Genomic DNA, 23,382 nt, shown 5'->3' on the forward strand with positions numbered 1-23,382 from the left:
TCTTTGTGTTGAATTTATTAACAAACTTTGGAAGTTATCGACTAAGGCGGTGAGTTCAATCGAATTACAGGTGAGTATATGGGGAGTGCTCCTCGCGATGGCTTTCACGGTCATCCTGATCTTCAGAAGAATCAATCCTGCCTATGCGATGATGGCAGGCGCCTGTGCAGGCGGAATCATTGGCGGGCTGGATCTTTCAACAACAGTAGAATACATGATAGGCGGAGCACAGTTATTAACGCCGGCTGTACTGCGCATTTTGGCGGCAGGTGTCTTAATAGGTGTCTTAGTAGAATCCGGTGCAGCCAATGTGATTGCTGCTACAATCGTCAGCAAGCTGGGAGAAACGAAAGCCCTGCTGGCCATAACGCTCTCATCATTAATTTTAACGGCCGTAGGGGTGTTCATAGCGGCGGCCATACTGACAGTAGCACCTATCGCTCTTATGATTGCTAAAAGAACCGGCGTATCCAGGATCAGTGTGCTGATTGCGGTTATATGCGGCGGTAGAGCGGGAAATGCCATCGCTCCGAATCCCAGTACAATTGCAGCAGCAGATGGCTTTTCACTTCCTTTGACCAGCGTTATGGCTGCAGGGCTCGTGCCGGCGGCGGTTGGTGCAGGGCTTACATATCTTATTGCCAAAAAACTCAGTAACAAGGGATTAATGGTTACTGAGATGGAAACAGAGAAAATCACAAGTAAGAAAGAACCTTCATTCCTGGGTGCGATTTCCGGTCCCTTATTTACGATTCTCCTGCTTTCACTGCAGCCAATAGCAGGGATCAAAATCGATTCTTTGGTGGCACTGCCTGCCGGAGGTTTCTTCGGATTGCTTGTCATGGGGAAGGTGGGCGAGTTCAAACTTCATATATCCAGCGGCCTTCATAAAATGTCCGGCATAGCCATTGTCATTCTAGGAACAGGTACTTTAGCGGGAATCATCGTTCACTCTTCGCTGAATGACATGATTTTGAGCGGATTGAATTTTTTCCACTTGCCAGTATCTTTCATCGCTCCTTTTTCAGGGGCATTCATGTCCATGGCGACCGCATCTGCCACATCGTCAGCGGCTATTTCAAGCGGAGTCTTTGCAGAAATCCTGCTCGAAAATGGGGTAACGGCCCTGGCTGGCGCAGCCATGATCAATGCAGCAGCTGTCGGCTTTGACTTCCTGCCTCATGGACCTCTTTTTCATATATCTCGGGAGTCTCTTTTTATGGAGATGAAAGAACGGCTGAGAGCACTGCCTTATGAATTGATTATTGCTGTAGCTATGGTGATTGCCTCGACATTGGTATTTGGGGGGTTCTTCTAAAAGGTTATGCTAAACTTTGTTATAGATATAATTTATAGGAACTAATATTTTGAAAAAAGGGTAATATCACGATTCCTAGTTGATTTACCCATGGATTTAAAGGAACTAAAGAGGCTTGCTGATACCTCGGCCGGTAACGGTAAGCGAGAGCTTATTTTCTTTTTGCAATTACGAACCAAGGATGTGGCGGTTCCAGAGCGCAGAAAACCTCATTCAATAAGAAGAATATGTTGGTGAAATCTGCTTGTTTACTGTAACCGGAACGAATATCAAACTTCGGCTTTCTGCTTATACATGTCTTGCTAAGCTGACGGGGCAGGACAAGGAATTTTAAAGGTTATTGATGCAATAGAAAGGCGGGAGATTTTTGATAGAAACAAAACGTCTTATAATTAGAGAAATGGTGCAGTCCGATTATGATGCATTGTGCAGAATATTGTGTGATGAGGAAGTAATGCGTGGTGCTTATGAAAGTGCATTCAACTTAGAAGAAGCTCAAAATTGGCTTAACAGACATCTTACAAGATATGAAGAACTTGGTTTTGGACTATGGGCTGTTGAATTAAAAGAAACAAACGAAATGATTGGTCAATGCGGCTTGACGATGCAAGGCTGGAGAGAAAATGAAGTTTTGGAAATAGGATTTTTGTTTCAAAAAGAGTATTGGCACAGGGGTTATGCAACAGAAGCGGCAGTTGCTTGCAAGGAATACGCTTTTTCAGTTCTTAATGCAGATAGGGTTTACTCTATTATTAGGGACACAAATATAGCCGCTCAAAAAGTTGCTGTTCGAAACGGTATGAATATTATTGATAAAGATACTAAGAGTTTTAGGAAAATAGATATGGAATTTCTTCTGTATTCTGCAGAGCGAACAAAATGAGCAGGTGAAATTGAAAAAGGTTTCCATGATCAAACCATATACTGTTTGAAATTGAGCTAACAGTGATTCCATTATGGCTGACTTTATCTATTTTGAGACTGCGACACCAGAATTTACGATAAACGCATCGGTTTATCACTATCAAGTTTTTTCCTGTAAAAAATTTTGAGCAATAGGGGGAGAAATTCCGCTTATTTACCCAAAATCGCTGTCTAATCAATGCCCAAACTAACAAGAATATAAGGAAAAGGGCATCAAGCGGACGCCCAGGTGCCCAAACTCCACTTAAATCAAAGGAAAAGGTAACCAAGCGGGCGCCTTGGTGCCCAAACTCCACACAAATCAAAGGAAAAGGTAACCAAGCGAACGCTTAGCTGCCCAAACTCCACACAAATCAAGGGAAAAAGTAACCAAGCGGACGCCTAGGTGCCCAAACTCCACAGAGATCAAGTGAAAAGGTAACCAAGCGGGTGCCTTGGAGCCCGTACTCACCAGACTTTAAGAGAAAAAGGCGCCAAGCATGTGTCTAGGTGCCCAAACTCCACACAAATCAAGGGAAAAGGTAACCAAGCGGTTGTCTTGGTGGCCGTACTCACTAGACTTTAAGAGAAAAGGGTGCTAAGCATTGTGTCTAGGTGCCCAAACTCCACACAAATCACAGGGAAAGGTAACCAAGCGGACGCCTTGGAGCCCGTACTCACCAGACTTTAAGAGAAAAGGGCGCCAAGCATGTGTCTAGGTGCCCAAACTCCACACAAATCACAGGGAAAGGTAACCAAGCGGACGCCTAGGAGCCCGTACACACCAGACTTTAAGAGAAAAAGGCGCCAAGCATGTGTCTAGGTGCCCAAACTCCACACAAATCAAGGGAAAAGGTAACCAAGCGGACGCCTTGGTGCCCAAACTCCACACAAATCAAAGGAAAAGGTAACCAAGCGGACGCCTTGGTGCCCAAACTCCACACAAATCAAGGGAAAAAGTAACCAAGCGGGCGCGCTTAGCCGGAAAAATTCCGCTTATTTGAGATGAGTTCGTTCAAAGCAGTGACCATGCACCCCGGTATTATCCTATCATGAACGGCTATCAAGGCCATCAAGAAAATGGGAGCACCCTTGTTGGCAGCTCCCATTTGAAACACTTAAGAAGCCAATCTCAACCCCAACACTGCACTAATGATGACTCCTATAAATAAGATCCGCTTCCAATCTTTGGGCTCTCCATAAAACAACATCCCAACCAGCACGCCTCCGACAGTGCCGATGCCTGTCCAAATGGCGTAGGACATTCCCATAGGAAGAGTTCTCATCGCCAAACTCAAAAACCCAAAACTAAATAGAAATCCCAGAAATAATACGAGATACGACTGCCACCTTTTTTCTTTTACAACCAGATTTATTCCAGTAACACCGACGACTTCAAAAGCACCAGCTAAAATTAAATAAGTCCAAGCCATTAAACTCCACCTTCCTTTTCGTCGGATGGAGGTGTCACGAGTTTCAAGCCGATGACACCTAATAGCAGCAGGAGAATAAAGAATAATTTTGTCCCGCTGAAGGCTTCACCAAATAGCAGGATTTCAACGAGCACAGTTCCCGCTGTTCCGATTCCCGTAAAGACTGCATAGACAGTGGCAACCGGCAATTTTTGAGTAGCTTTTATTAAAACCACAAACGAAAAATAGATAAGCAGAATGGTGGCACTCCATGATATGAAATCATCAGAATGCTTCAGCCCAACTGCCCATAAAACCTCTATGATACCCGCAACAATAACGAGAAACCAACTTGTATTCACACTAAACACTCTCCATTCGATTAATCATTCATAATTCCATTCCAGTAGAGATACCAGGAGGCATCCAATCTTTTTTGTAATCGAACAGGGCCGCCGTACAGCATTTCAACAATTACCGCGTCCATCACACCTAAGAAAGCAGCTGCTGCTTTAGGAACATCTACGCTGGATAGGATTTCTCCTCTGCTAGCCGCGGTTTCTAAAATAGGAAGAAACAGAGACTCCAGCTCGTCCAAGTAGTGATAAACCTCTTTCAGCACTTCAGAACTGAGGTGGGCTGGAGGAAAAAATGAGATCCGGACCATGAATTTGGCAGAATCCAGCCTTTCAAACCTCTCAATACAATGAAGCAAGAAGCCATATAAAACTTCCTTTACGGGGAGGGAGCTTCTTTTACTAATGAAATCTTTAGTGCTGGCGAGCTCAGATACAAAAGCATCTCTGCAGATCTGAAGGAAAAGGTCATCCTTTCCACTGAAATGAGTATAAATGGACTGCTTTTTAATTCCTACATCATTGGCAATATGAGAAAGGGAAGCACCTTCATAGCCGTTTAGAGCAAAAAATTTCAAAGCAGCTTTCTTTATCTGATCTGATGTCATTCATTATCATCCTTCCGAACGGTCGTAAGGATAGTATAACAGGTTTATTCTCAAAATGTACAATGGAATGGAGGGACTGGTGCATTGTCTCAAAAAGAGTGATAGGAGATAAGTAATTTAGGGTAAATAATATCTAAAAGAAACGAACAGCTGGGATCTTCTTCAGCAGGCAGTGTAAAAGAGTCTGCACTCCGGAATCTAGTGAAATGAGAACCAGCCACCAGCATGATGAGACTTCTAAGGGGTGATGAAGAGTTGAAGGAGCAAGTCAGACAAAATTACAATCAGTTAGCGAATAAAAATTTAAGATCGATAGGGGAAGCAGGGTTTTTGTCCGTTTTCACTATTTTTAAAGAAAAGATGGTTAGAGGATGAACAACACAATTCCTGTCGCTCAGAGAAAATTAACCCCGGATCTTGCCCGGGGGTTCATGTTGTTGTTCATTGCTCTCGCTCATGCTAATCTATTTTTGTTTTCCTCAGACCGAGAAATCACGGTGACCGACCAGATAACTGTCTTTTTCAGGCAGCTGTTCATTGACAGCCGCGCCTTCCCGTTATTTGCCATTCTTTTCGGGTATGGACTTCATAAGTTATATACCAGGCAGGAGATGAAAGGGGCGCCGTGGAAAGAAACGAACAAAATTTTGATGCGAAGAGGGAGTTGGATGCTGGTCATCGGCTTTCTTCATGCGGCACTATTTTTTGAGGATATCATTGGTGTTTACGGATTTATTTCGCTTGTTTTTGCCGGGCGGCTGCTTCGTCTGTCCAATCGAGAGATGGTAGTTGTTACCTCAATCCTGCTGATCGTGGTTGGGGTCATTGCTCCTTTCATGCCAAGAGCCTACGAGACTCTGAATATGGCTGGTGCCGGTGTAGCTGTAATGGAAAACCCTCTGGAGGCCTCACTCATCCGCATATATGAGTGGATTTTTTATACTCCTTCCTTAAGCTATCAATATGTTCCCGGTGTGCTGATTGGGATCCTGCTCGGGCGGGCCGGGTTTCTGGACAACCCGGAAAATCATCAGAAAACACTGAGAAAAGTTGCTCTGATTGGTCTGCTTCTATCGATAGCCGGCGCCATTCCAATAGCCCTGAGATCCTCGCTTTTTTGGAGTGGTAATGGAGAAATAGCGGTAGCAGCAGCAAAAATCTTGCACATTACAACCGGGTATGCAGGAGGAGCAGGGTGGACGGCGCTTATAGGATTGGCAGTTGTCAGGCTTGAAGGAAAGCAAGGAAGCTTCGTTTCAGCCATTGCAGCCCTGGGGCAGCGATCCTTGAGCTTTTACCTATTTCAGTCCGTTATGTTTGTCCTTATCCTGGCTCCTTATGCTGGAGGACTTGGCGGTCACCTGGGCCAATTGGGAAGTGACCTTATTGCGCTGCTTGTCTGGATTCTTTCCGTCATTCTTGCCGCTTTATTAGCCGGTAAATCCATGAGAGGGCCATTCGAGTCTTTTTTGAGAAGGAAGTCTATGTCTTCATAGGTGGAGGGTTCTATTCATGAGGGGACGGACGCCTGTTAGTTCCTTGATTGAGTGTCCAGTGATAAAAATAAGGGAACTTTTTTCCCTTATTTTTAAATTTAAGCTAATTTTGCGGTAAATAGAGGAACCTTTTTCCCTTATTTAATATAAAAGCAGATTTTTTCAGTTTTTGGAGTTAAATAAGGGAAGTTTGTTCCGCTATTTAAGCTTTTTTCTATGTCTTTTAGCAAATAAGGGAACATTTTTCCTCTATTTACTATCCACCATCCTGAACCTCATCCTTAAGCGCCTCCGGTCACTGCCTTGAATCAGCATCTTGTCATCGACTAGTTATGAAAATTCTTTATGGTAGATTCTCAGTGCACTCGAACAGGTGCATTTTCCAGGTTCTCTTCAGCCCAAGGTCAACAATGATCCACTATTTCCCTGTAAAAAAAGGAATTTGATACCGGCATTTAGAATTACTTTTAGAGACTCAAAAAAGGGGAGAACATATAGTGGCTACTTGGGTTACACATTTTAGGATTACAGAAGAATTATTGAAAAGAAATCTGCCTGTTTCACAGATTGAATTCCTGGTTGGAAATATCGGTCCTGATTGCGGACTTGTTAGTGAAGATGGAAGACCGACACCACCAAAAGAACATACTCATTTCAAGGTTGATGGGAAAATAAATTCGAATTCCTTTTATCAAAAATATCTTTCTAGTGAATTACAACCATTATCCAGAAAGTTATCTTATTATCTAGGTTATTATTTGCATTTGGTGACAGATGAAGAATGGCTTAAGCTTTTAGCCAGAAAGAAAAAGGAAAAGGTTTATCAGGAAATATTGGATAGTCCTGATTACGCCCGCCTTGTTAAAAAAGATTGGTATGGATTGGATTTTCAGTATTTGAAGGATCATAAAGATAATATATTTTGGACAGATTTTCAGCACATCACTGATTTTCCGGAGTATCTGGATATCTTCCCGGAAGGACAAACCCTTACACAAATCAAAAACATCACGGATTTTTACCAAACCAGTTCAGTCTCTGAGGATCATCAGTTTATCTATCTAACGGCTGTTGAGGTCGATGAGTTTATCGAAAATACGGTTGAAGTCGTGCTGTATCTTTTAAACGAAAGATTTAATCTGCAGGCTGTTTGAAGGGGGAAATACATATGAATAAGAAACTTACCATTCTGCATACGAATGATCTTCACGCAAGTTATGATGCAGCACTCAGGCAGGCGGCTTACATAAAAAAACGAGTAAGGAAAATGGAAGACAACGGGGAAAGCTTTCTCTTGGTGGACGGCGGCGATCACATGGACATGAGTGTCAATGAATGCCTGGCTACTCAGGGTAAAATGCATTTGGACATGCTGGCGGAAACAGGATATCATGCCATGTCCGTCGGCAATAATGAATTGCTGCGGTCAACGCCGGAGTTGATCAGGAAACTCAGCCTGCAGTCCAGCGTGCCTTGGTTATTATCCAACCTTGTGGAAGGGAATGGGTCCCTCATCGGCGGTATGAAGGAATCCCTCATTGTCACAGCAGCGAACGGAATTAGGATTGGACTGTTTGGAGCCACCGACCAGTTTGAGGATCTCTATGAAAACAAACACGGCTTCAAAAACCTGGACACGCTGAATGTTATAAAGAAAACGGCCTCTCGTTTAAAAGAAGATGGAGCAGACTTGATCATCTTTCTATCTCACCTTGGGTTTGGTGCGGATAAGGAGATGGCAAAAGAAATAAACGGTTGTGTGGATATCATCATCGGAGCGCACTCTCACACTGTGTTGGAGAGTCCCGTAATCGAGTCGGGTGTTCCCATCGTACAGGCTGGGTCTCATGGAATCTATGTTGGCGAACTGTCTTTAAGCATCAATTTCGACAACGAGGGCAGCCACACTATTAATTCTTATGAAGGAAAATTAGTTGAGATTTCTCCTGACTCTGAACCTGACCCTGCCATGGAATACATCTTAGAAACGGGCAGGAAGGAAACGGAGCAATTTCTTTCTGAGGTTCTGTTCACAACAAGTGAGCCGCTATCTCACGCAGATGTTATTCAACTGATGGCGGACAGCCTTCGTAATCGATGGAATGCAGAAATCGGAATCATGTACGGCGGCGGAGCTGTTGGGGGGATGGAAGCAGGCGATGTGACAAAAGGATCTGTGCTGAATACCTGCAAAAGCATGCATTCTCCGGTGCTGATGGAACTTCAGGGCAAACACATCTCTCGGTTGATCGAGGATGGTTTTAAGGATGAAATCACATCAAAACCAGTTTACGGGAATGGGTTCCGCCCACACGGAATTCCGATCGGAACCTTAGCTTTTTCAGGTGTGACGTGGGAAAATACAGCCGGTGTCATCAGCAATATCAAAGTAAACGGCATGGACCTTGAAGAAGAGAGACTTTACACAATCGGAACCGGATCTCCAATGTTGTATGAAGAAGTGTGCGGATACAGCTCAGTTAAAGAAAATAGATTGATAGACCTTGGGAAAAATGAGATGGTCAAGGATGTATTTTTGGAGTATTTGAAAAGCCTTTTAAATCGTTCGGTTACAATGTAATTTAATTAAAAGAGCCCAACACTAAAGACTAAGTAGTTCAGTTTTGGAGTACACAACACGATTTGTACCCTTAATTGAACTACTTTTTTTATATGAAATCGCATTCTAATCTACAACCTAATTCGTAAGGTAAAGTGCAACCAAAACTGTCAGTTTTACTAGGAGAATATGGAATACAAAAGATTATCCTGCTGACAAAAGCAGTATTCAAGCGGATGACGTTATTGGCTTAGGTTCTTATATGCACGGGGGAGTCTTTACATTCCTTTTCACATTTAGCTCACCATTTCCTAAAAATTTTATTGGGTTATTATCGAAATCTTTTATAATTTAAGTATAATGGAATATAAGGAATAAATTTACATTTATAAATCTGAATATTTAAAAACTAATTTAGGGGGAGTTAGATGTTAAAAAAGATTAAGGAAAATGTATCGAAAGTAATGATTGATAAAGAGAAAGAAATTGAATTAATGATTATTGCATTGCTGAGTGATGGTCATGTGTTGTTGGAAGATGTGCCTGGAACTGGGAAGACAACAATGGCAAAATGTTTCGCTAAAAGTATTGATGGAAGCTTCAATCGTCTACAATTCACGCCAGATACACTTCCATCGGATATAGTCGGTCAGGAATACTTCGATGTAAAAACTAGTGAATTTAAAGTGAGAAGAGGTCCAGTCTTTAATAATGTCTTGCTAATTGACGAAATTAATCGGGCTGTCCCCCGAACGCAGTCTGCACTCCTTGAATTGATGGAAGAAAAGAGTGTCACTTTAGGTGGAGTGACGTATCACTTACCAAAACCTTTTATTGTAATTGCTACTCAGAATCCGTTTGACTCCATTGGCACCTTTCCACTACCCGATGCTCAGCTTGACCGCTTTCTACTAACCATCAAACAAGGTTACCCTTCACCAGAAAAAGAAAAAATAATGTTGAAAAGGTTTCGCCTATCTAACCCTCTTGAAAGTATTAATAGTATTATTGCCATAGAGGATATTCTTGACCTGAAAAAAGATGTCAAAGAGGTTATAGTTTCTGAGGATATCGAGGATTATCTTATGGATATCATTCTTGAAACGAGAAGGCATCAATATGTTGATATTGGTGTTAGTCCCCGTGGTTCATTAGCGTACATGAGAGCAATACAATCCAGGGCGTATTTGTACGGGAGAAGTTTCTGTACTCCAGATGATGTAAAGCAATTAGCTCAGCCGCTACTAGCTCATCGAATATCACTGAATGTAGAAGGTGAGGTAAAAACTACCAAAGAGAATGTCATACAAGAGATTCTTGATAAAACCTCTGCCCCTGTTGAAGCGTCATGAACAGTGTAAACGTTGATAAGAGCTTTCTCGCTCAGCCACGTGTCTTGGTGTTAATTATTGTTTTATTCATTATTAGCAGTTTGGCAGGAATTGGGCTACTCACATTTTTATTGGCACTCTGTATATCTTTTTCCGTTCTCTCACATTATTTTTTAAAGCATTTTCATAATAAGGTAACATGGGAATTTAAAAAATACGTCAACATTTCCAGTGTGGATGAATCAGTGAAAGGGATAATTGAAATCGAGAACAAATCTTCTCTTCCTGTTCATAACTTCAAAATAGCTATGGAAAGTAACAGTGAAAAAGAAATTGTATTTATCAATGATGGAAACGACCATGTAGAGAGTAGTATGTATTCAAAAACATTCTTTTTGCCACCCAAATCACGATATATTATCGAATTTCATTTAAAAGGGAAGAGCAGAGGGAATCATCATTGGACAAATTTCAATATGCTTATTTCCGACCCAATACGCCTTAGAACGTTAAGGTTAGGGTATGCAAATGAATTTCTTCCAACCTTTCCTGTCATGCCGAGAATAATCAAGGTCGATGAGTTAAAAATTAAATCCGTTCTTCAAGGATATAGAAACACTAATCATTCATTTTTTATGGATGAATCAAGCATCGTGGGTACAAAAGATTATGAAAATGAAAGCTTCAGGCATATTCATTGGATGGCTTCTGCAAAGGAAAATAAATTATTGGCTAAAAAGTACCAAAAGGTAAATGGAAGTGAGTATTCAATTCTCCTAAATTTAGTTGGTAAAGGACAATTTCACCTTCGTAGGGATATGGAGGACCTAATTGAATATGCTACTGCGGTGAGTCTATATTTAATAAAGGAAGGTTGCAAAATTGAGTTGTTAGTCAATTATTGTACGAAGCAGAATGAAATATTGCGAATAGAAAATGATATAGACCGTTCTCAGCTCAAAAATATGATTATGGCTCTATCAATGATTAATGAAAGAGGCATCTTTTTACCTAGTGAACAATTTTACAGACAAGCTTTTTCAAAGAAAGATAAAAAGTCATTGGCGTTGGTCATAGGCTCATCCCCCGAACCAACGAAAATCGATAAATGGCTTCAGATTAAACAATAAATAAGAGTAACAAGGGATGACTAATCAATTTTGTAGTCATCCCACAATTATAGTGACGAGGGGAGGGTATATGTCATGAAAATAAAGTCGGGATTCCTTATAATCTTTATATTAGCCGCTATATCCGTTGCTACATTATTAGCCTCATTAGCTAACACTAGTTCAAACCAAATAACAACCTACTATGGGGAAATGCAAGAAAAGCAACAAACAGCCTGGCTAGGTAATTTTACTGAAAGTGAAAAAAGAAAAAGCAAAGGTGAAACAATTATTGAGAACGATGAGACAGACGAAGAAGGAGTGATTGTTGAGAATGCTGAAGGAGAAATCGAGGATTTTGATGAAAAGGCCTTAAAAGGAAGCTCTAGTTCTATGACCAGCCAAAAAACCCTTATTGTTTCTATCACAGCCATTTTACTAGTTAGTGTTCTTCTTTTCAGTTTTCTTAAAAAAAGAAAGAACATGATAAAGAATGAGTTGAGAAGTCCAGCAAATAAAAAAAATAGTTTAGATGACCATGAAGGTAGAGCTGGAGTAATTCCTGATAACCCTGAATTTCTAGATGAAACAGATAAAAATGAAATTCGTATGTTAGTGCAAAATTGGCAGGCAAATCTAAGTCCAAACAAAAAGAAGAGAAAAGACGAAACGATTCACGAGTGGTTCGTAAGGATAAAGGGCCCCATGAATATCATTCCAATATACGAAAAGGTGAGGTATGGAGAAGCGTCTTATACGAACGAAGAATATAAACTAGTCTACAAAGAGCTGACATAAGACAAAAACATATTGCTGTTGTTGAATACCAAAAAAGTATACCAGTGTTCAATTAAAGGGGGGCGTTAGTTAAAAAAGCCGTTCTTTAAACAGTAAATTTGCTACAAAGTTGAAGCTCTTATCAAAGAATGAGTTAACTATAATGGATAAAATCCGTTATGGTTTTTTTTATGCCATTCCGCAAGCCAATTCACTACATAATTCACAAGACTACAATATATATTTCAGTTATACGAAAACGTGTACGAAATGAGATGCGGAAACACTGAAAGTAAAAGAAATGCTGTAATATCAATTAAAAATAGCATACGAATAATGGTGTTAATTCGTATGCTGAAGGTTATAGATATTTATTGTTTTGTACCTCTACAGTGAGCTACTTATCTTAAGACTGAGACTGAGCTCATTTTTATTACAGGGCCGGGATGCCGATTTCATTTAATGAAGAATAGAGGCCGCAGAATCACCGTACCAGCACCGGCTATTAGATTATGTGCACCCGCTCTCATTTATGCATAATGCGCTTATATAATCGTATATTCAGCTCGTAAATATGAATAATCTGCTCGTATAACCGTATATCCCGCTCGCAAATAGGCATAAGCAGCTCGTAATTCCGTATATCCCCCTCACAAAGGACTAAAGATATGGGTACCCAGCCAAGATTACTACCATACTTTAATAGAAATCGGCTGCCTTGCCCCCGTCAATTATTAATAATATGAATAATCTTTTGATGAGCATCTCTAGCTTCCGGAACCGGCATCACAACAAAAACGTGATTCATTTTAGGATAAACATAGGTGTTATGCTCAATTCCTTCGCTGGTCAGCTTTTCAGCGAGTTTGAGAGCATCCGGGTACAAGCCTTCGTGTGTACCGATAAAGTGAGAAATCTTTGCCAGGCCTTTGAGGTCTCCGTAAATAGGGCTGATGAGAGGGTCTTGTAGATTTTTATCTGCTGCCCACTTTTTCGTGATGACTTCCATTCCTCCTGCAGATAGCATGGGGTCCTTTCTTTCATAGTCGGCAATTTGAGGATTATCAAGGCACATATCTACGCATGCAGATAAGAGGATGATATCCTTTGGTTGAGGAATATCATGCTCTTTTAAAAGCTGAGCAAGGCCAAGAGCGATATTTCCACCTGAAGAATCACCCATGATGGTTAATTGCTGGGGGTTCTCGACACTGCTCAGCTGGTCTTGATAAATTTCCAACAGTTTGGGATACGTATGGCTGTAGTTAAAATGAGGGACTTTAGGATAAATAGGTGCAATAATTTTGGCATTTAGGGACTGCGCCATTTTGTCCATGAACTTCCAATGAAAACTGACTGGCTGGTTGACCCAGGCGCCTCCATGGATATATAGAATTACTTTCTGCTTCGAAGAACCTCTATCATTTATCGTGAAGACCTTCATATTTTCAAGCATTTCATCCTTTACTTCGCTGTGCAGCTTAACCTTGCCTATAGCGTAAGGCTTGATGTTTTCCTCACCTGTTTCGGTTACAAATCTTGTGGTATTTTCAATGGTGGAATATCCTCTTTTGGTGTTTCTCATCGCCAAACCTAAGTATCTTTCAAAAAGATAACTTTGTATGGAACGTCTTTTTTCATAAGTATACAGATTCATATCCTTATCTCCTTATTAGAAATTTCATTGAGAATCTTTCGGAAGCAATTGCGTTAACAGCTGATGGGTGAACGTCTCTATTACTCCAGATAACTCCTCATCCTTACGGGTAATTCTCCACAAGAAATTAGGGATGCTATTAATTTTATTCAGAGGAATGGTGATAATTTCAGTTTTTATATGAAAAGGCAAAGAGTCTACGATATATTCTGTTGCGATGGTGATGGCGTTACTCTTGATCACCATCTGGTAAATGGCCTCTGCATTGTTCGTCGTTAAGGCGACCCGGTTTGAATTCTCTTTTAAAAAAAGATTTTCCGCGATGGATTTTATCAGGGGATCGTTATAAAGGACAAAGGTTTCATTCTTGATTTCTTCTCCATTTATACTTTCAAAGAATCTTAATCGGGAATTTTTATTGATTACCAGCCTTGCCTCATCCTTCATAACTGATGTCCAGGTAAGGGCAGGGTCTTGATTGCTCGCTGCTGCAGAGAGAAAACCTATATCAGCCTGTCCCTTTTTAACCCCAATGATTACATCGCTTGAGGGAGCTTCTGCCATTTGCACATTCACATGGGGAAAATTCTTTTGAAATTCCAGTGTTGTATCAATGATCTTCGGGACCATTCCAGGAATGGTGGCAATGGTGATATCGCCGTATACAGTTTCTTTTAAAATTGAGATTTCATCTTTCATTTTTTCAACTGATTTTAATATAGAAACGGCGTGCTGTATGACTTTCTTTCCTTCTAACGTTGGAATGACACCTTTTCTAGAACGGGAAAATAGGGAAACACCCAGTTCGGTTTCCAATTGGCTGATGGAGATGCTGATAGCAGGCACTGTCATAAGATTTTTCTTTGCTGCTCCAGTAAATGAGCCAAGTTCTCCGACATCTAAAAGATATTGCAGCTGAGTTATATTCATTCTCACACACCTTAAAAGAAATTATAAATGACTTTAGATAAATTTTACCAAAAAAGGCATGCAGATAGATAGTAATAGTTAGAAAATTCAATAATTAATATCTAAAGCAGACAAGTTAAATATTTTTTAAAGAAGATTAAATCTTATTAAATTTAAATATCAGAATATTCGTAATACAATAGAGGTAAGAGTTCCCTTTAAAGCAGATGGAAACAAAACCAAAAGTTTTATACAGGAAGGGAGATGCTTGCTTGGAATCGAAGGGCAGACAAAAGAATGCAAACAGTGCCAGATTTGTAATTGTAGGAACGGGTTTTGCCGGTCTTGCAGCAGCGGTTCGTTTAAGGCAGGAAGGAGAACGGGATATCATTATCTTGGAGAGGGAGGGCGATGTGGGAGGAGTTTGGCGTGATAATCGATATCCTGGCTGTGCTTGTGATGTGGAATCTCACCTGTACTCTTTTTCTTTTGCGCCTAATCCAAACTGGAGCAGGGTCTTTTCTCCTCAGCCTGAAATATATACCTACCTGCAAAACTGCGCAAAAGAGTTTGGGTTGATGGAGCATATCCGCTTCCATCACGAGGTGAAGAGGATGGAATGGAATGAACAAAAAGGGGAATGGAGCATTGGAACAAGTAAGGGTGATTTTACAAGCCAGTTTGTAGTAGGAGCTTTCGGGGCGCTTAGCAACCCTTCCATTCCTAAGCTGGAGGGACTTCAGCAGTTTAAAGGAGAGGTTTTTCATTCAGCCGCTTGGCCGGAAAATTATAATCCAGCAGGAAAGCGAATTGCGGTTGTGGGTACGGGAGCTTCAGCTATTCAATTCATCCCGGCTATCCAGCCTGACGCGGAACACCTCCACGTTTTCCAGCGTACTCCGCCTTGGGTCGTTCCGCGGCTGGACGGACCGATCAGTACGGAGGAGCAGCAGAAGCTTAAAAAATCATCTTTACACCAAAAGGTAACAAGACTGAAAATTTATGCACAGCGAGAGGTAAGGGTACTCGCATTCAGGAATCCGAAATGGATGAAGACAATGGAAAGCATTGCGAGACACCATTTGCATAAGGCAATTAAAGATCCTGAGTTGCGGGAAAAGCTTACTCCTGATTATCGAATAGGGTGTAAACGGATCCTTCTATCCAACAATTACTATCCTGCATTAGCACAATCTAATGTAGAAGTGAATACATCAGGCATTGCGGAGGTAACCGAGAATGCTGTGCGAGATTCTGCCGGCAGAGAAATACCTGTTGATACCATCATTTTTGGCACCGGTTTTCAAGTCTCGGAAATGCCGTATTCCGAAAACATATACGGCAGGAAAGGCCATACACTGAAAGAAGAATGGAATGGCAGCCCCCAGGCTTATATGGGGACAACGGTCTCCGGGTTTCCTAACTTATTCATTCTTCAAGGCCCTAACACGGGACTGGGGCATTCATCGGTTATCATTATGATAGAGGCGCAAGTAGAGCATATTATGAAAGCGCTTAAACATATAAATAGAAAGAATCTGAAAACAATCGAACCCAGTGCCGAAGCCCAGGAACGCTTTATTAGGGAAACAGACCAATTGATGGAAGGGACGGTCTGGACATCCGGCGGCTGTAAAAGCTGGTACCTTGACCAAACGGGCAGGAATTCCACATTATGGCCCGGCTATACATTCTCATTTCTCAAAAAAGCTTCCAAGTTAAAAAGAAGTGATTATATTGGACGCAGAGAAGGAAAGCCCAAACCTGCCGCCAACCATGGAGTAACCTTAAGTAAATAAATATTGGAGGGAAAAAGATGGCTGCTTTAAATCCGAAGATGAGATATTTTTTAGATAATCTGCTCCCTGTTTATCCAGAAGGCTATACACCGACACTGGAGGATATCCGCTCAAGAGCAAGTGTGGGCTATGGAACGGCAGAGCCTGTGCACAAAATAGAGAACAGGAGTATCCAAGGTCCCGAGAGTATACTTCCTATAAGGATCTATACGCCTGAAGGAGAGGGGCCGTTTCCATTAGTCGTCTTTTTCCATGGAGGAGGCTTCGTATATGGAGACCTTGAAAGCCATGATGCTCTCTGCAGGGGAATCGTTAATGCTTCTCAACATGTGGTCGTTGGGGTGGAGTATCGACTAGCACCGGAGAATCCATTTCCTGCTGCGGTGAATGATTGTTATGAGGCCGCCAAATGGGTGTATGAAAATGCCGAAGAACTGAATGGGGATGCATCCCGTTTATCAGTAGCAGGTGATAGTGCGGGTGCTAATCTTTCAACAGTTGTATCCATGCTCGCTAAAGACAAAGGGGGACTTTCCATTTCAAAACAGGTCCTCATTTATCCTGTTACAGATTCTTATACTCCGGAAAAATATGAATCCTACAAAGAAAATGGAAGCGGGTATTTCCTGACGACAGATCATATCGGACTCTACAGCACACTCTATGTTCAAAATAAGGAATGGAACCTTCATCCACATGCAGCCCCCATGAATGCAGACGATCTCAGCGGCCTGCCGCCTGCTCTGGTCATCACGGCCGAATTCGATCCACTTCGTGATGAAGGCGAAGCTTATGCAGAAAAGCTGAAGGAAGCGGGAGTACCTGTCAAGCTAAGAAGAGAGGAAGGACAGATACACGGATTCTTCAACTTCTTCAGCCTGATGGATGCCAAAGAAGATATTCAGGAAGTCTATGATTATATTGGTGAATTTCTAAAGGAAGATTCTAATGTGAAAGCCTAATAGGAACAATCAAACTCCCTGGCAGAATCACTTCTGCAGGGAGTTTTTTATTTAGAGTTTTCTGCTGGCTATGCCGGTATTCCGGCTTTACCATCACTTCATAACTTATCCGCTCAGTCAGAGACGAACAAGCCTTCATTGAGTAATAGGTTGCAATAAAAATAAGCGGAAATTCTCCGGTTAAGCTGAAAAATAGAGTTCAATAGGGGGTATATAAGCGGAGTTTTTCCGCTTAAGATCAGTAAAGTGTCTGGAATTCGTAACTTTTAAGAAAATAAGGGAAATTTCTCCGCTTATTTTAGCCTTTTTTGGGGCTGATTTTTAAATAAGCGGAATTTCTTCCCTTATTTTTCATCAGTTAAAGATTTTGATAGAAATAATCTGCACATTAAAAATACTGATTGGTTTTAAAACAAAACATTATGATAGGTCTCATTCATTTGGTGATAGTAACGCAAAACAATGAATACTGCAGCCCCAATGGTGATTCCATTTATGGAAAGTGTCCACAGCATGTATTTCTTCCTCTTCTTTTCATTTCTCCGCCACTTATCACTGAACAGACCCCAGTAGGTGGCAATGAACAAAGAGGCAAGCAGGATGCCGATGAATATCCACCTGTTAAAGGCACCCATCTGCTGCTCCAAAATCTCCAGACTGTCATAATCGATGGTCACATCGTGATTCGTAACAGTGATGCTATTTCCGAATCCTTCATGTAAGACGAGCTGCTCTTTTTCATTCCACTCATAACTTAGCATTTCAAAATTCATTGCGGCATATATGGTGAGCAGAATACCGAGGCTGATTATAAAAGCAATTCCCCAAGTGAGTTTTTTTGACATCTATTAGTCTCCTTCCCCATAGGTTAAATCCTATTATTTCAAAAAGTAAGAATTTGTCAATAAAGGTAGCCGAATCGAAATGAATGAAACCTTGCGGGAGGTTGAATCGTATACTAACTAAGAGATCAGAAAAATCCATTAATTATAAAGCCTGAAAAATCATATTAAGGAATACGATATTTCTAAACAAAGGATGAATTACATTGCGCAGCTATTTAGAATTTACAGTCGATCTAAAACCATTTGACGCCGTTTCAAGAATCTTAAGCCACCCTGATTATAAAGAGGAACTGGCTTTTCAAGACTACAAGGTAGCAAGTGGGAAAGACGAGGATGCCAAAGCGGTTGCGATTCTGGTTTTTGAAAAATATTTCTTCCGTAACAACAGCACCGCTACATTAACCGTTACTGTCAGTGATTTTGAAGGAGACACCACAGTGAAATGCATCTCTACCGGCAACGGAGACGGGGTCTTTGATATAGGTTGGTGGGCAGGGAAGAGCTTCATTAAACCTTTGCGAAAAATATTAGATCCATACATACTTGAGATGAAACAAGAACCGTGAGATTGGAAAAAGGAGAATATCACTATGTTTGGTTTCCGGAGTGGGAAATTGAAAAAAGACGATTTAAAAGGGATTGCTGCCTTGATGTATCAGGATGTGTCCAAAAATTCATGGGATAGAGAGAACCTGACTAAAAGAAATTTGGATTTCAGCGTAGAGAGTGTCCGCATTATAGACAAGTATGCAGAGAGGTTAATGAAGTCGCAGTATGACACCGATTTATTGAATACCTATTTTGATAACTTTGTGACTCGCCTGGGTGCTTATATTGGAGAGGTGATAAGAAGAGATATCAATCAGGATTTTTACTGGTATGAATCAGATTCGGTTGAACGTCATTCTGCCAATTATGTGGTTAGGAACGAAATACAGACGGTCCTCTATTCTAAAAAGAGAGATACTGTGATTGATCCGCTGACAATACTAAAACAATTCTTAAGAGGAAATTCCAGCTATTCTAGTTTAATTTATTATGCAGAGGAAACGATTAAGCGGTATTCATAGAGTCTAAAAGTGAATGAAGCAGGATGGCCAAGCCTTCCTTCTTGTAAATTAGATACAATCAAAGAAGCTGATAGGAGCACCAGCTTCTTTTACTTGCTGAATTTTTATGTAAGTTTGCTCAACGGTGCTGGTCAATCAAAATATGATTTCCATCCGGATCTTCAATCGTAAAGTATGCCGGCCCTTCTTCTCCACCATCTACCTCTTTTATAATGGTAACGTCCTTTTCTTTCAGCTGTTTCTGCAATTCCCTTACATCTGTAAAAGATTCAAGATTTTCTCCATTCCCATTCCACCCAGGATTGAAGGTAAGAATGTTCTTATCAAACATACCCTGAAATAAACCGATGACACAATTCTCATTTTTCATGATGAGATAATGGTGTTGAAGCTCGCCCCCTATAACGGTGAACCCCAGTTTCTCGTAAAATGATTTAGATGCGTGGATATCTTTTACGGTCAAACTTACTGAAAATGCTCCTAGTTTCATGCCGGTTGCCTCCTAAATGAAATAGTAGTTTCACTATAAGTATAGAGGACAACCCAACAATTAACATCTCTTAAAAGGAAACTCTTACAAAATAGATCGTTCATTCAATGTTCCAAGAGCACCCTGAGATTGAACTTTTTCTTCAATTTTACTTCTGCTAATTCTTCTAGTCCTTTTGCTTCTTTTTTTTACAATAATTTAATATTTTCTTGTTTATATTTGTGTTCTAATGGATATAGGAAAAATTTCCTATGAGTGAGTGAATCCCGATGAATTTTAGAGAGTTATGTAACAGAAAAATAGACGCCCATACATAAAGAACTGAGGTGATCTCCATGATGCTGGATGAGAGTAAAGTGAGGAAGCTGGAACGTGACCTCGTTTTCTTTTTTATTGTTCTTATCACATTTTGTAAATCGTTTGCCGTAGCAGCGTTTCATTATTACGGAAATCAAGCCTATTACTATGTGATTTTTGACACGGTTCTCTTTGTCTTTCCTATTATTTATTTTTCCATAAAATATAAATCAATGGATAAGCAGAATGATGAGATTAACAAGAAAATGGAGCACTATACTCAAATTGTCGATAATACCAGTGCTGCACTTTGGTCGTATGATATACATACAAAGCAATTCTACTTCTCTAAAGGAGTAAGTAAGTTATTTGGATACAAACATAATTACCTCTCCTATGATCCTGAGAAAAGGTGGATTGGCGCTGTTCATCCCAGAGATCTATCGATTGTTGGAGAGTTAATGGAAGATGTGGCGATAGGGCTGGATACTTCCAAAGAGTTCCGGATTATTCTGCCTAACAAAGAGGTCAAGTGGATCCAGATGACAGGGAGCCCTTATTACAGCCGTATCGGAATGTTAGATAAGGTAACTGGGGTTGTAATTGAGATTACTGAACAAATTAAGTATAAGGAAAAGTTTCAGTATCTGGCCCATCATGATCCTTTGACAGAGCTGCCCAATAGGACTTATTTAAAGAATCACTTAAAACTGGAAGAGAAGAATCTTCCTTTTTCGCTTCTTTTTATTGATCTAGACCGTTTTAAAATCGTCAACGATACACAGGGCCATGAATTTGGGGACTTATTATTGATCGAGGTTTCTAAGCGCTTTAAACAGTGTATTTATGGAAAAGACAGCTTGATCCGGTATGGAGGAGATGAATTTATCATCATCCTCGATAATGCCGACAAAGAGGAAACCATTGAGATTTGCAAGAAGATTATCCATGAATTCAGAGAACCATTTATCATTAAAGGTTTAGAGTTTTTTAGTTCGCCAAGCATCGGAATCGGATTGTATCCCCTTGACGGAAAGAGCATGGAAGAGATTATTCAGGCAGCGGATACAGCCATGTATCACGCAAAGGAAAACGGAAGAAATAATTATAAATTCTTTAAATCGTCTCTTAATGAAGTGAACCGGCGAAAGCTTCAGCTGGAGAACCGCATGAGAAGAGGACTGGAGAATAAAGAATTCTATGTTCAATATCAGCCAAAGGTGAGGCTGTCCGATGATAAAGTGGTAGGGATGGAAGCGTTGATGAGATGGAGCAGCTCAGAACTCGGTGAAATATCTCCTGTTGAGTTTATACCGCTTGCAGAAGAATTAGGCATTATCGTAGAAATGGGAGAATGGATTCTGCAAGAAGCTGCAGCTCAATGTAAACAGTGGCAGGAAGAAGGGCTCACTGAATTGACCGTATCTGTGAATATATCGCCTGTCCAGTTTAAAGATCAAAAGTTTGTCACACGAGTGCTGCACGTCTTGCAGCAAACAGGCCTGCAGCCGGAGTATCTGGAAATAGAACTAACAGAAAGCATCATGCAGGATATCGAAAATGCCAAATTTGTATTAGAGTGCCTGCAGGAAATCGGCGTCAAAGTAGCCATCGATGATTTCGGTACAGGATACTCCTCTTTGAACTACCTAAGACATCTGCCAATCAACACGTTAAAAATCGATAAATCTTTCATCCACGGCATCAACACGAAAGAAGATGAAGAATCTATCGTCAAAACCATTGTCTATATGGGGCACAACATGAAGTTTGAAGTAGTTGCCGAAGGAATTGAAAACGCGTCGCAGCTTCGTTTCCTGCAAGATCTGAACTGCGAAATTGGACAAGGGTTTTATTTCAGCAAGCCGTTAACGTATGAGGATTTTGTGCAAAGATATGTTTCTTCTTCCGCCGAAGGAACCTTATTAAAAAGCTGAAGATCCATACAGAGATCTCAGCTTTGGCCTGGGGAGGGAGCATCTCACCAGGCTGTTTTAGTGAAGATTCGCCGGACGGAAAATTAATGAAAACGGCCGAAGCTTCGGTAAATAGCAGAATGCTCTATAAAGTAGATAGTGGTAATAAGGGAACCAGACTGAGGACTATTTAAACTTTTTAAAAAGGTGTAATAAGGGAAGTTTATTTATATCTGCTTAAGCTATTTTCGATGATAGTTCGAAAATAAGGGAATGCTTTTCCGTTAATTACAGATGTATGAAGAATTTCATGTAAATAAGGGAATGAATTTCCCTTATTAGGAGCAGAAACACCTATTTTGGGCTTTTAGTGTTCAATAAGAGAAATTTATTCCTTTATATAAGCTGATTTTGATGCTGCTTACTAAATAAGGGAACCTTTTTCCGTTAATGTCAGATGTGAGTCCGCTTTGATATAAAGGTAATGTGATTAACTCCTATTTCCTGCAGCTTCAATGAGCACTAAAATGCAATATTTGAGTCTAAGAAACATTAAAAAGTTTTATATTCTTAAGTCAGGGAAGACTGATGGTAAGAAGGTTTCTATAATGAACCGTACTATAAAGGAGGGAAACCACATGGAACTTAAGGTGGGTGATAAAGCTCCCGATTTTAAACTCTCTTCTACTAGAAAAGAGAAGATTTCCTTATCGGACTATGAAGGAAAGAAAAATGTCCTTCTGGCCTTTTATCCGCTAAATTTCACCCCTGGCTGAATTACGGAATTATCCTCTTGGAAAGAGGACTATGAGGAAATAGAGAATACTGATACAGAAATTCTGGCAATAGGCGTCGATCACATTTTTTCACATAATGTGTTTGAGGCAAGCCTTGGAACCCTGCCATATCCGTTGTTGTCAGACTGGCATAAAGAAACAGTGAAGAAGTATGGAGTGTTCCATGAGAAAGACGAAGTGGCGATCCGTTCTTGTTTCCTAATCGATAAGAAGGGTGAAATCGTCTATAAAGATGTGGACTTTAATCCGAGAAATCAAAAGGTATACGAGGGCTTGCTGAAAGAATGCGGGAAGTTATCGGTGAAATAGGATGGTTAAAGTAGAAAGCTGAAGATCTATTAAACGGTCTTCAGCTTTTTTGTATAGCTGTATTCGTGAAGATTTTGGCTGTTTAGTTTTAAGAGTGATGAATTTACGTAAATGGAGGAGGAGGATAATATAGCATTCAATAGCAACATTCTTTTAGAATAGAGCCATTGTGTTAAAGAAAGGCTCTTTGTATGAAAACTCCTTTGGCCAGAAGGCAACACTAAGCTAAGCCCTCCATCTTCTCATTTTTTTGGGGGCCAAGGATCATCTGTTAGCTAATTTATTACTTATTGATTATTAGGCAGACTTATCTTCTCTCAATTCTATGTTGTAGCCTTTCTTCTTTAGATATTGAATTATTTTTTGGTCTTTGTTTTGTTCTTTCTGCTGATAATAATCAGGGCCTAGTTCCTGATAGGGTTCTTTTGTTTTTAGAATGTTATAAGCAATTGTTAAAAGTA

The 23,382-nt window shown here is 40.5% G+C and carries 21 protein-coding genes and 1 pseudogene; 15 read left to right on the plus strand and 7 right to left on the minus strand.

The window, feature by feature from the left end:
* Positions 1-58: 58 nt before the first annotated feature.
* The 3 genes and pseudogenes from FZC79_RS18390 (at position 59) to FZC79_RS18395 (ending at position 2,201) form a co-directional block, all read left to right on the plus strand.
* Positions 59-1,318, plus strand: coding sequence for a GntP family permease (locus FZC79_RS18390; protein ID WP_148948233.1), 1,260 nt, complete (start codon positions 59-61; stop codon positions 1,316-1,318).
* A 90-nt stretch (positions 1,319-1,408) separates the two neighbouring features.
* A pseudogene (locus FZC79_RS23660) lies at positions 1,409-1,519 on the plus strand (IS1595 family transposase); the annotation flags it as partial.
* A gap of 166 nt (positions 1,520-1,685) precedes the next feature.
* A complete protein-coding gene (locus FZC79_RS18395) occupies positions 1,686-2,201 on the plus strand; it encodes a GNAT family N-acetyltransferase (protein ID WP_148948207.1) in 516 nt (171 codons plus the stop codon).
* 1,138 nt (positions 2,202-3,339) lie between these two features.
* On the opposite strand, the gene FZC79_RS18400 is transcribed toward FZC79_RS18395, so the two are convergent.
* Genes FZC79_RS18400 through FZC79_RS18410 form a run of 3 tightly spaced genes read right to left on the minus strand, consistent with a single transcriptional unit; the run spans position 3,340 to position 4,597 of the window.
* Positions 3,340-3,654 carry a DMT family transporter gene (locus FZC79_RS18400; protein ID WP_148938203.1) on the minus strand — a complete coding sequence of 105 codons (315 nt, stop codon included), beginning with the start codon at positions 3,652-3,654 and terminating at the stop codon, positions 3,340-3,342.
* On the minus strand, positions 3,654-3,995 hold the full coding sequence (locus tag FZC79_RS18405) for a DMT family transporter (protein ID WP_148948208.1): 342 nt from the start codon (positions 3,993-3,995) through the stop codon (positions 3,654-3,656). Before FZC79_RS18405 ends, FZC79_RS18400 begins: the two co-directional genes overlap by 1 nt.
* A gap of 20 nt (positions 3,996-4,015) precedes the next feature.
* Positions 4,016-4,597: a TetR/AcrR family transcriptional regulator gene (locus tag FZC79_RS18410; protein WP_148948209.1), complete on the minus strand. Its 582-nt coding sequence runs from the start codon at positions 4,595-4,597 to the stop codon at positions 4,016-4,018.
* 371 nt (positions 4,598-4,968) lie between these two features.
* On the opposite strand from FZC79_RS18410, the gene FZC79_RS18415 reads away from it, so the two are divergent.
* From FZC79_RS18415 to FZC79_RS18440, 6 genes are all read left to right on the plus strand, one after another.
* Positions 4,969-6,093, plus strand: a complete 1,125-nt coding sequence (locus tag FZC79_RS18415; RefSeq protein WP_148948210.1) for a DUF418 domain-containing protein — start codon at positions 4,969-4,971, stop codon at positions 6,091-6,093.
* A gap of 497 nt (positions 6,094-6,590) precedes the next feature.
* Complete coding sequence (locus FZC79_RS18420) at positions 6,591-7,247, plus strand: hypothetical protein (protein ID WP_148948211.1); 657 nt, start codon at positions 6,591-6,593, stop codon at positions 7,245-7,247.
* A 14-nt stretch (positions 7,248-7,261) separates the two neighbouring features.
* Positions 7,262-8,674 (plus strand): bifunctional metallophosphatase/5'-nucleotidase, encoded by a 1,413-nt coding sequence (locus tag FZC79_RS18425; RefSeq protein ID WP_148948212.1) that lies wholly within the window; start codon positions 7,262-7,264, stop codon positions 8,672-8,674.
* 407 nt (positions 8,675-9,081) lie between these two features.
* Complete coding sequence (locus FZC79_RS18430; RefSeq protein WP_148948213.1) at positions 9,082-10,005, plus strand: AAA family ATPase; 924 nt, start codon at positions 9,082-9,084, stop codon at positions 10,003-10,005.
* Entirely contained in the window at positions 10,002-11,114 is a 1,113-nt protein-coding gene (locus FZC79_RS18435; RefSeq protein ID WP_148948214.1) for a DUF58 domain-containing protein, read from the plus strand. The genes FZC79_RS18430 and FZC79_RS18435 overlap by 4 nt, the downstream gene beginning before the upstream one ends.
* A gap of 75 nt (positions 11,115-11,189) precedes the next feature.
* Positions 11,190-11,891, plus strand: coding sequence for a hypothetical protein (locus FZC79_RS18440; protein ID WP_148948215.1), 702 nt, complete (start codon positions 11,190-11,192; stop codon positions 11,889-11,891).
* A gap of 706 nt (positions 11,892-12,597) precedes the next feature.
* Here the strand turns inward: FZC79_RS18440 and FZC79_RS18445 are convergent.
* Together FZC79_RS18445 and FZC79_RS18450 are read right to left on the minus strand one after the other, a co-directional pair.
* Positions 12,598-13,527: an alpha/beta hydrolase fold domain-containing protein gene (locus tag FZC79_RS18445; RefSeq protein ID WP_148948216.1), complete on the minus strand. Its 930-nt coding sequence runs from the start codon at positions 13,525-13,527 to the stop codon at positions 12,598-12,600.
* Positions 13,528-13,551: 24 nt separating this feature from the next.
* Positions 13,552-14,457: a LysR family transcriptional regulator gene (locus FZC79_RS18450; RefSeq protein WP_148948217.1), complete on the minus strand. Its 906-nt coding sequence runs from the start codon at positions 14,455-14,457 to the stop codon at positions 13,552-13,554.
* Positions 14,458-14,708: 251 nt separating this feature from the next.
* Between FZC79_RS18450 and FZC79_RS18455 the strand changes: the two genes are divergently transcribed.
* Positions 14,709-16,235, plus strand: a complete 1,527-nt coding sequence (locus tag FZC79_RS18455) for a flavin-containing monooxygenase (RefSeq protein ID WP_252183387.1) — start codon at positions 14,709-14,711, stop codon at positions 16,233-16,235.
* 17 nt (positions 16,236-16,252) lie between these two features.
* Positions 16,253-17,197 carry an alpha/beta hydrolase gene (locus FZC79_RS18460; RefSeq protein WP_148948219.1) on the plus strand — a complete coding sequence of 315 codons (945 nt, stop codon included), beginning with the start codon at positions 16,253-16,255 and terminating at the stop codon, positions 17,195-17,197.
* Between the two features lie 407 nt (positions 17,198-17,604).
* On the opposite strand, the gene FZC79_RS18465 is transcribed toward FZC79_RS18460, so the two are convergent.
* Complete coding sequence (locus tag FZC79_RS18465) at positions 17,605-18,042, minus strand: hypothetical protein (RefSeq protein WP_148948220.1); 438 nt, start codon at positions 18,040-18,042, stop codon at positions 17,605-17,607.
* Between the two features lie 203 nt (positions 18,043-18,245).
* Between FZC79_RS18465 and FZC79_RS18470 the strand changes: the two genes are divergently transcribed.
* Complete coding sequence (locus tag FZC79_RS18470) at positions 18,246-18,608, plus strand: DUF6054 family protein (protein ID WP_148948221.1); 363 nt, start codon at positions 18,246-18,248, stop codon at positions 18,606-18,608.
* Positions 18,609-18,632: 24 nt separating this feature from the next.
* A complete protein-coding gene (locus tag FZC79_RS18475; protein WP_148948222.1) occupies positions 18,633-19,112 on the plus strand; it encodes a hypothetical protein in 480 nt (159 codons plus the stop codon).
* Positions 19,113-19,230: 118 nt separating this feature from the next.
* Here the strand turns inward: FZC79_RS18475 and FZC79_RS18480 are convergent, their stop codons facing one another.
* Positions 19,231-19,602: a VOC family protein gene (locus tag FZC79_RS18480; RefSeq protein WP_148948223.1), complete on the minus strand. Its 372-nt coding sequence runs from the start codon at positions 19,600-19,602 to the stop codon at positions 19,231-19,233.
* A gap of 335 nt (positions 19,603-19,937) precedes the next feature.
* On the opposite strand from FZC79_RS18480, the gene FZC79_RS18485 reads away from it, so the two are divergent.
* Positions 19,938-21,836, plus strand: a complete 1,899-nt coding sequence (locus FZC79_RS18485) for a bifunctional diguanylate cyclase/phosphodiesterase (RefSeq protein WP_148948224.1) — start codon at positions 19,938-19,940, stop codon at positions 21,834-21,836.
* Positions 21,837-22,453: 617 nt separating this feature from the next.
* Positions 22,454-22,921: a redoxin domain-containing protein gene (locus tag FZC79_RS18495; protein WP_252183388.1), complete on the plus strand. Its 468-nt coding sequence runs from the start codon at positions 22,454-22,456 to the stop codon at positions 22,919-22,921.
* Positions 22,922-23,382: the final 461 nt, after the last annotated feature.

This window comes from Rossellomorea vietnamensis (assembly GCF_008180615.1).
GTDB lineage: Bacteria > Bacillota > Bacilli > Bacillales > Bacillaceae_B > Rossellomorea > Rossellomorea vietnamensis_D.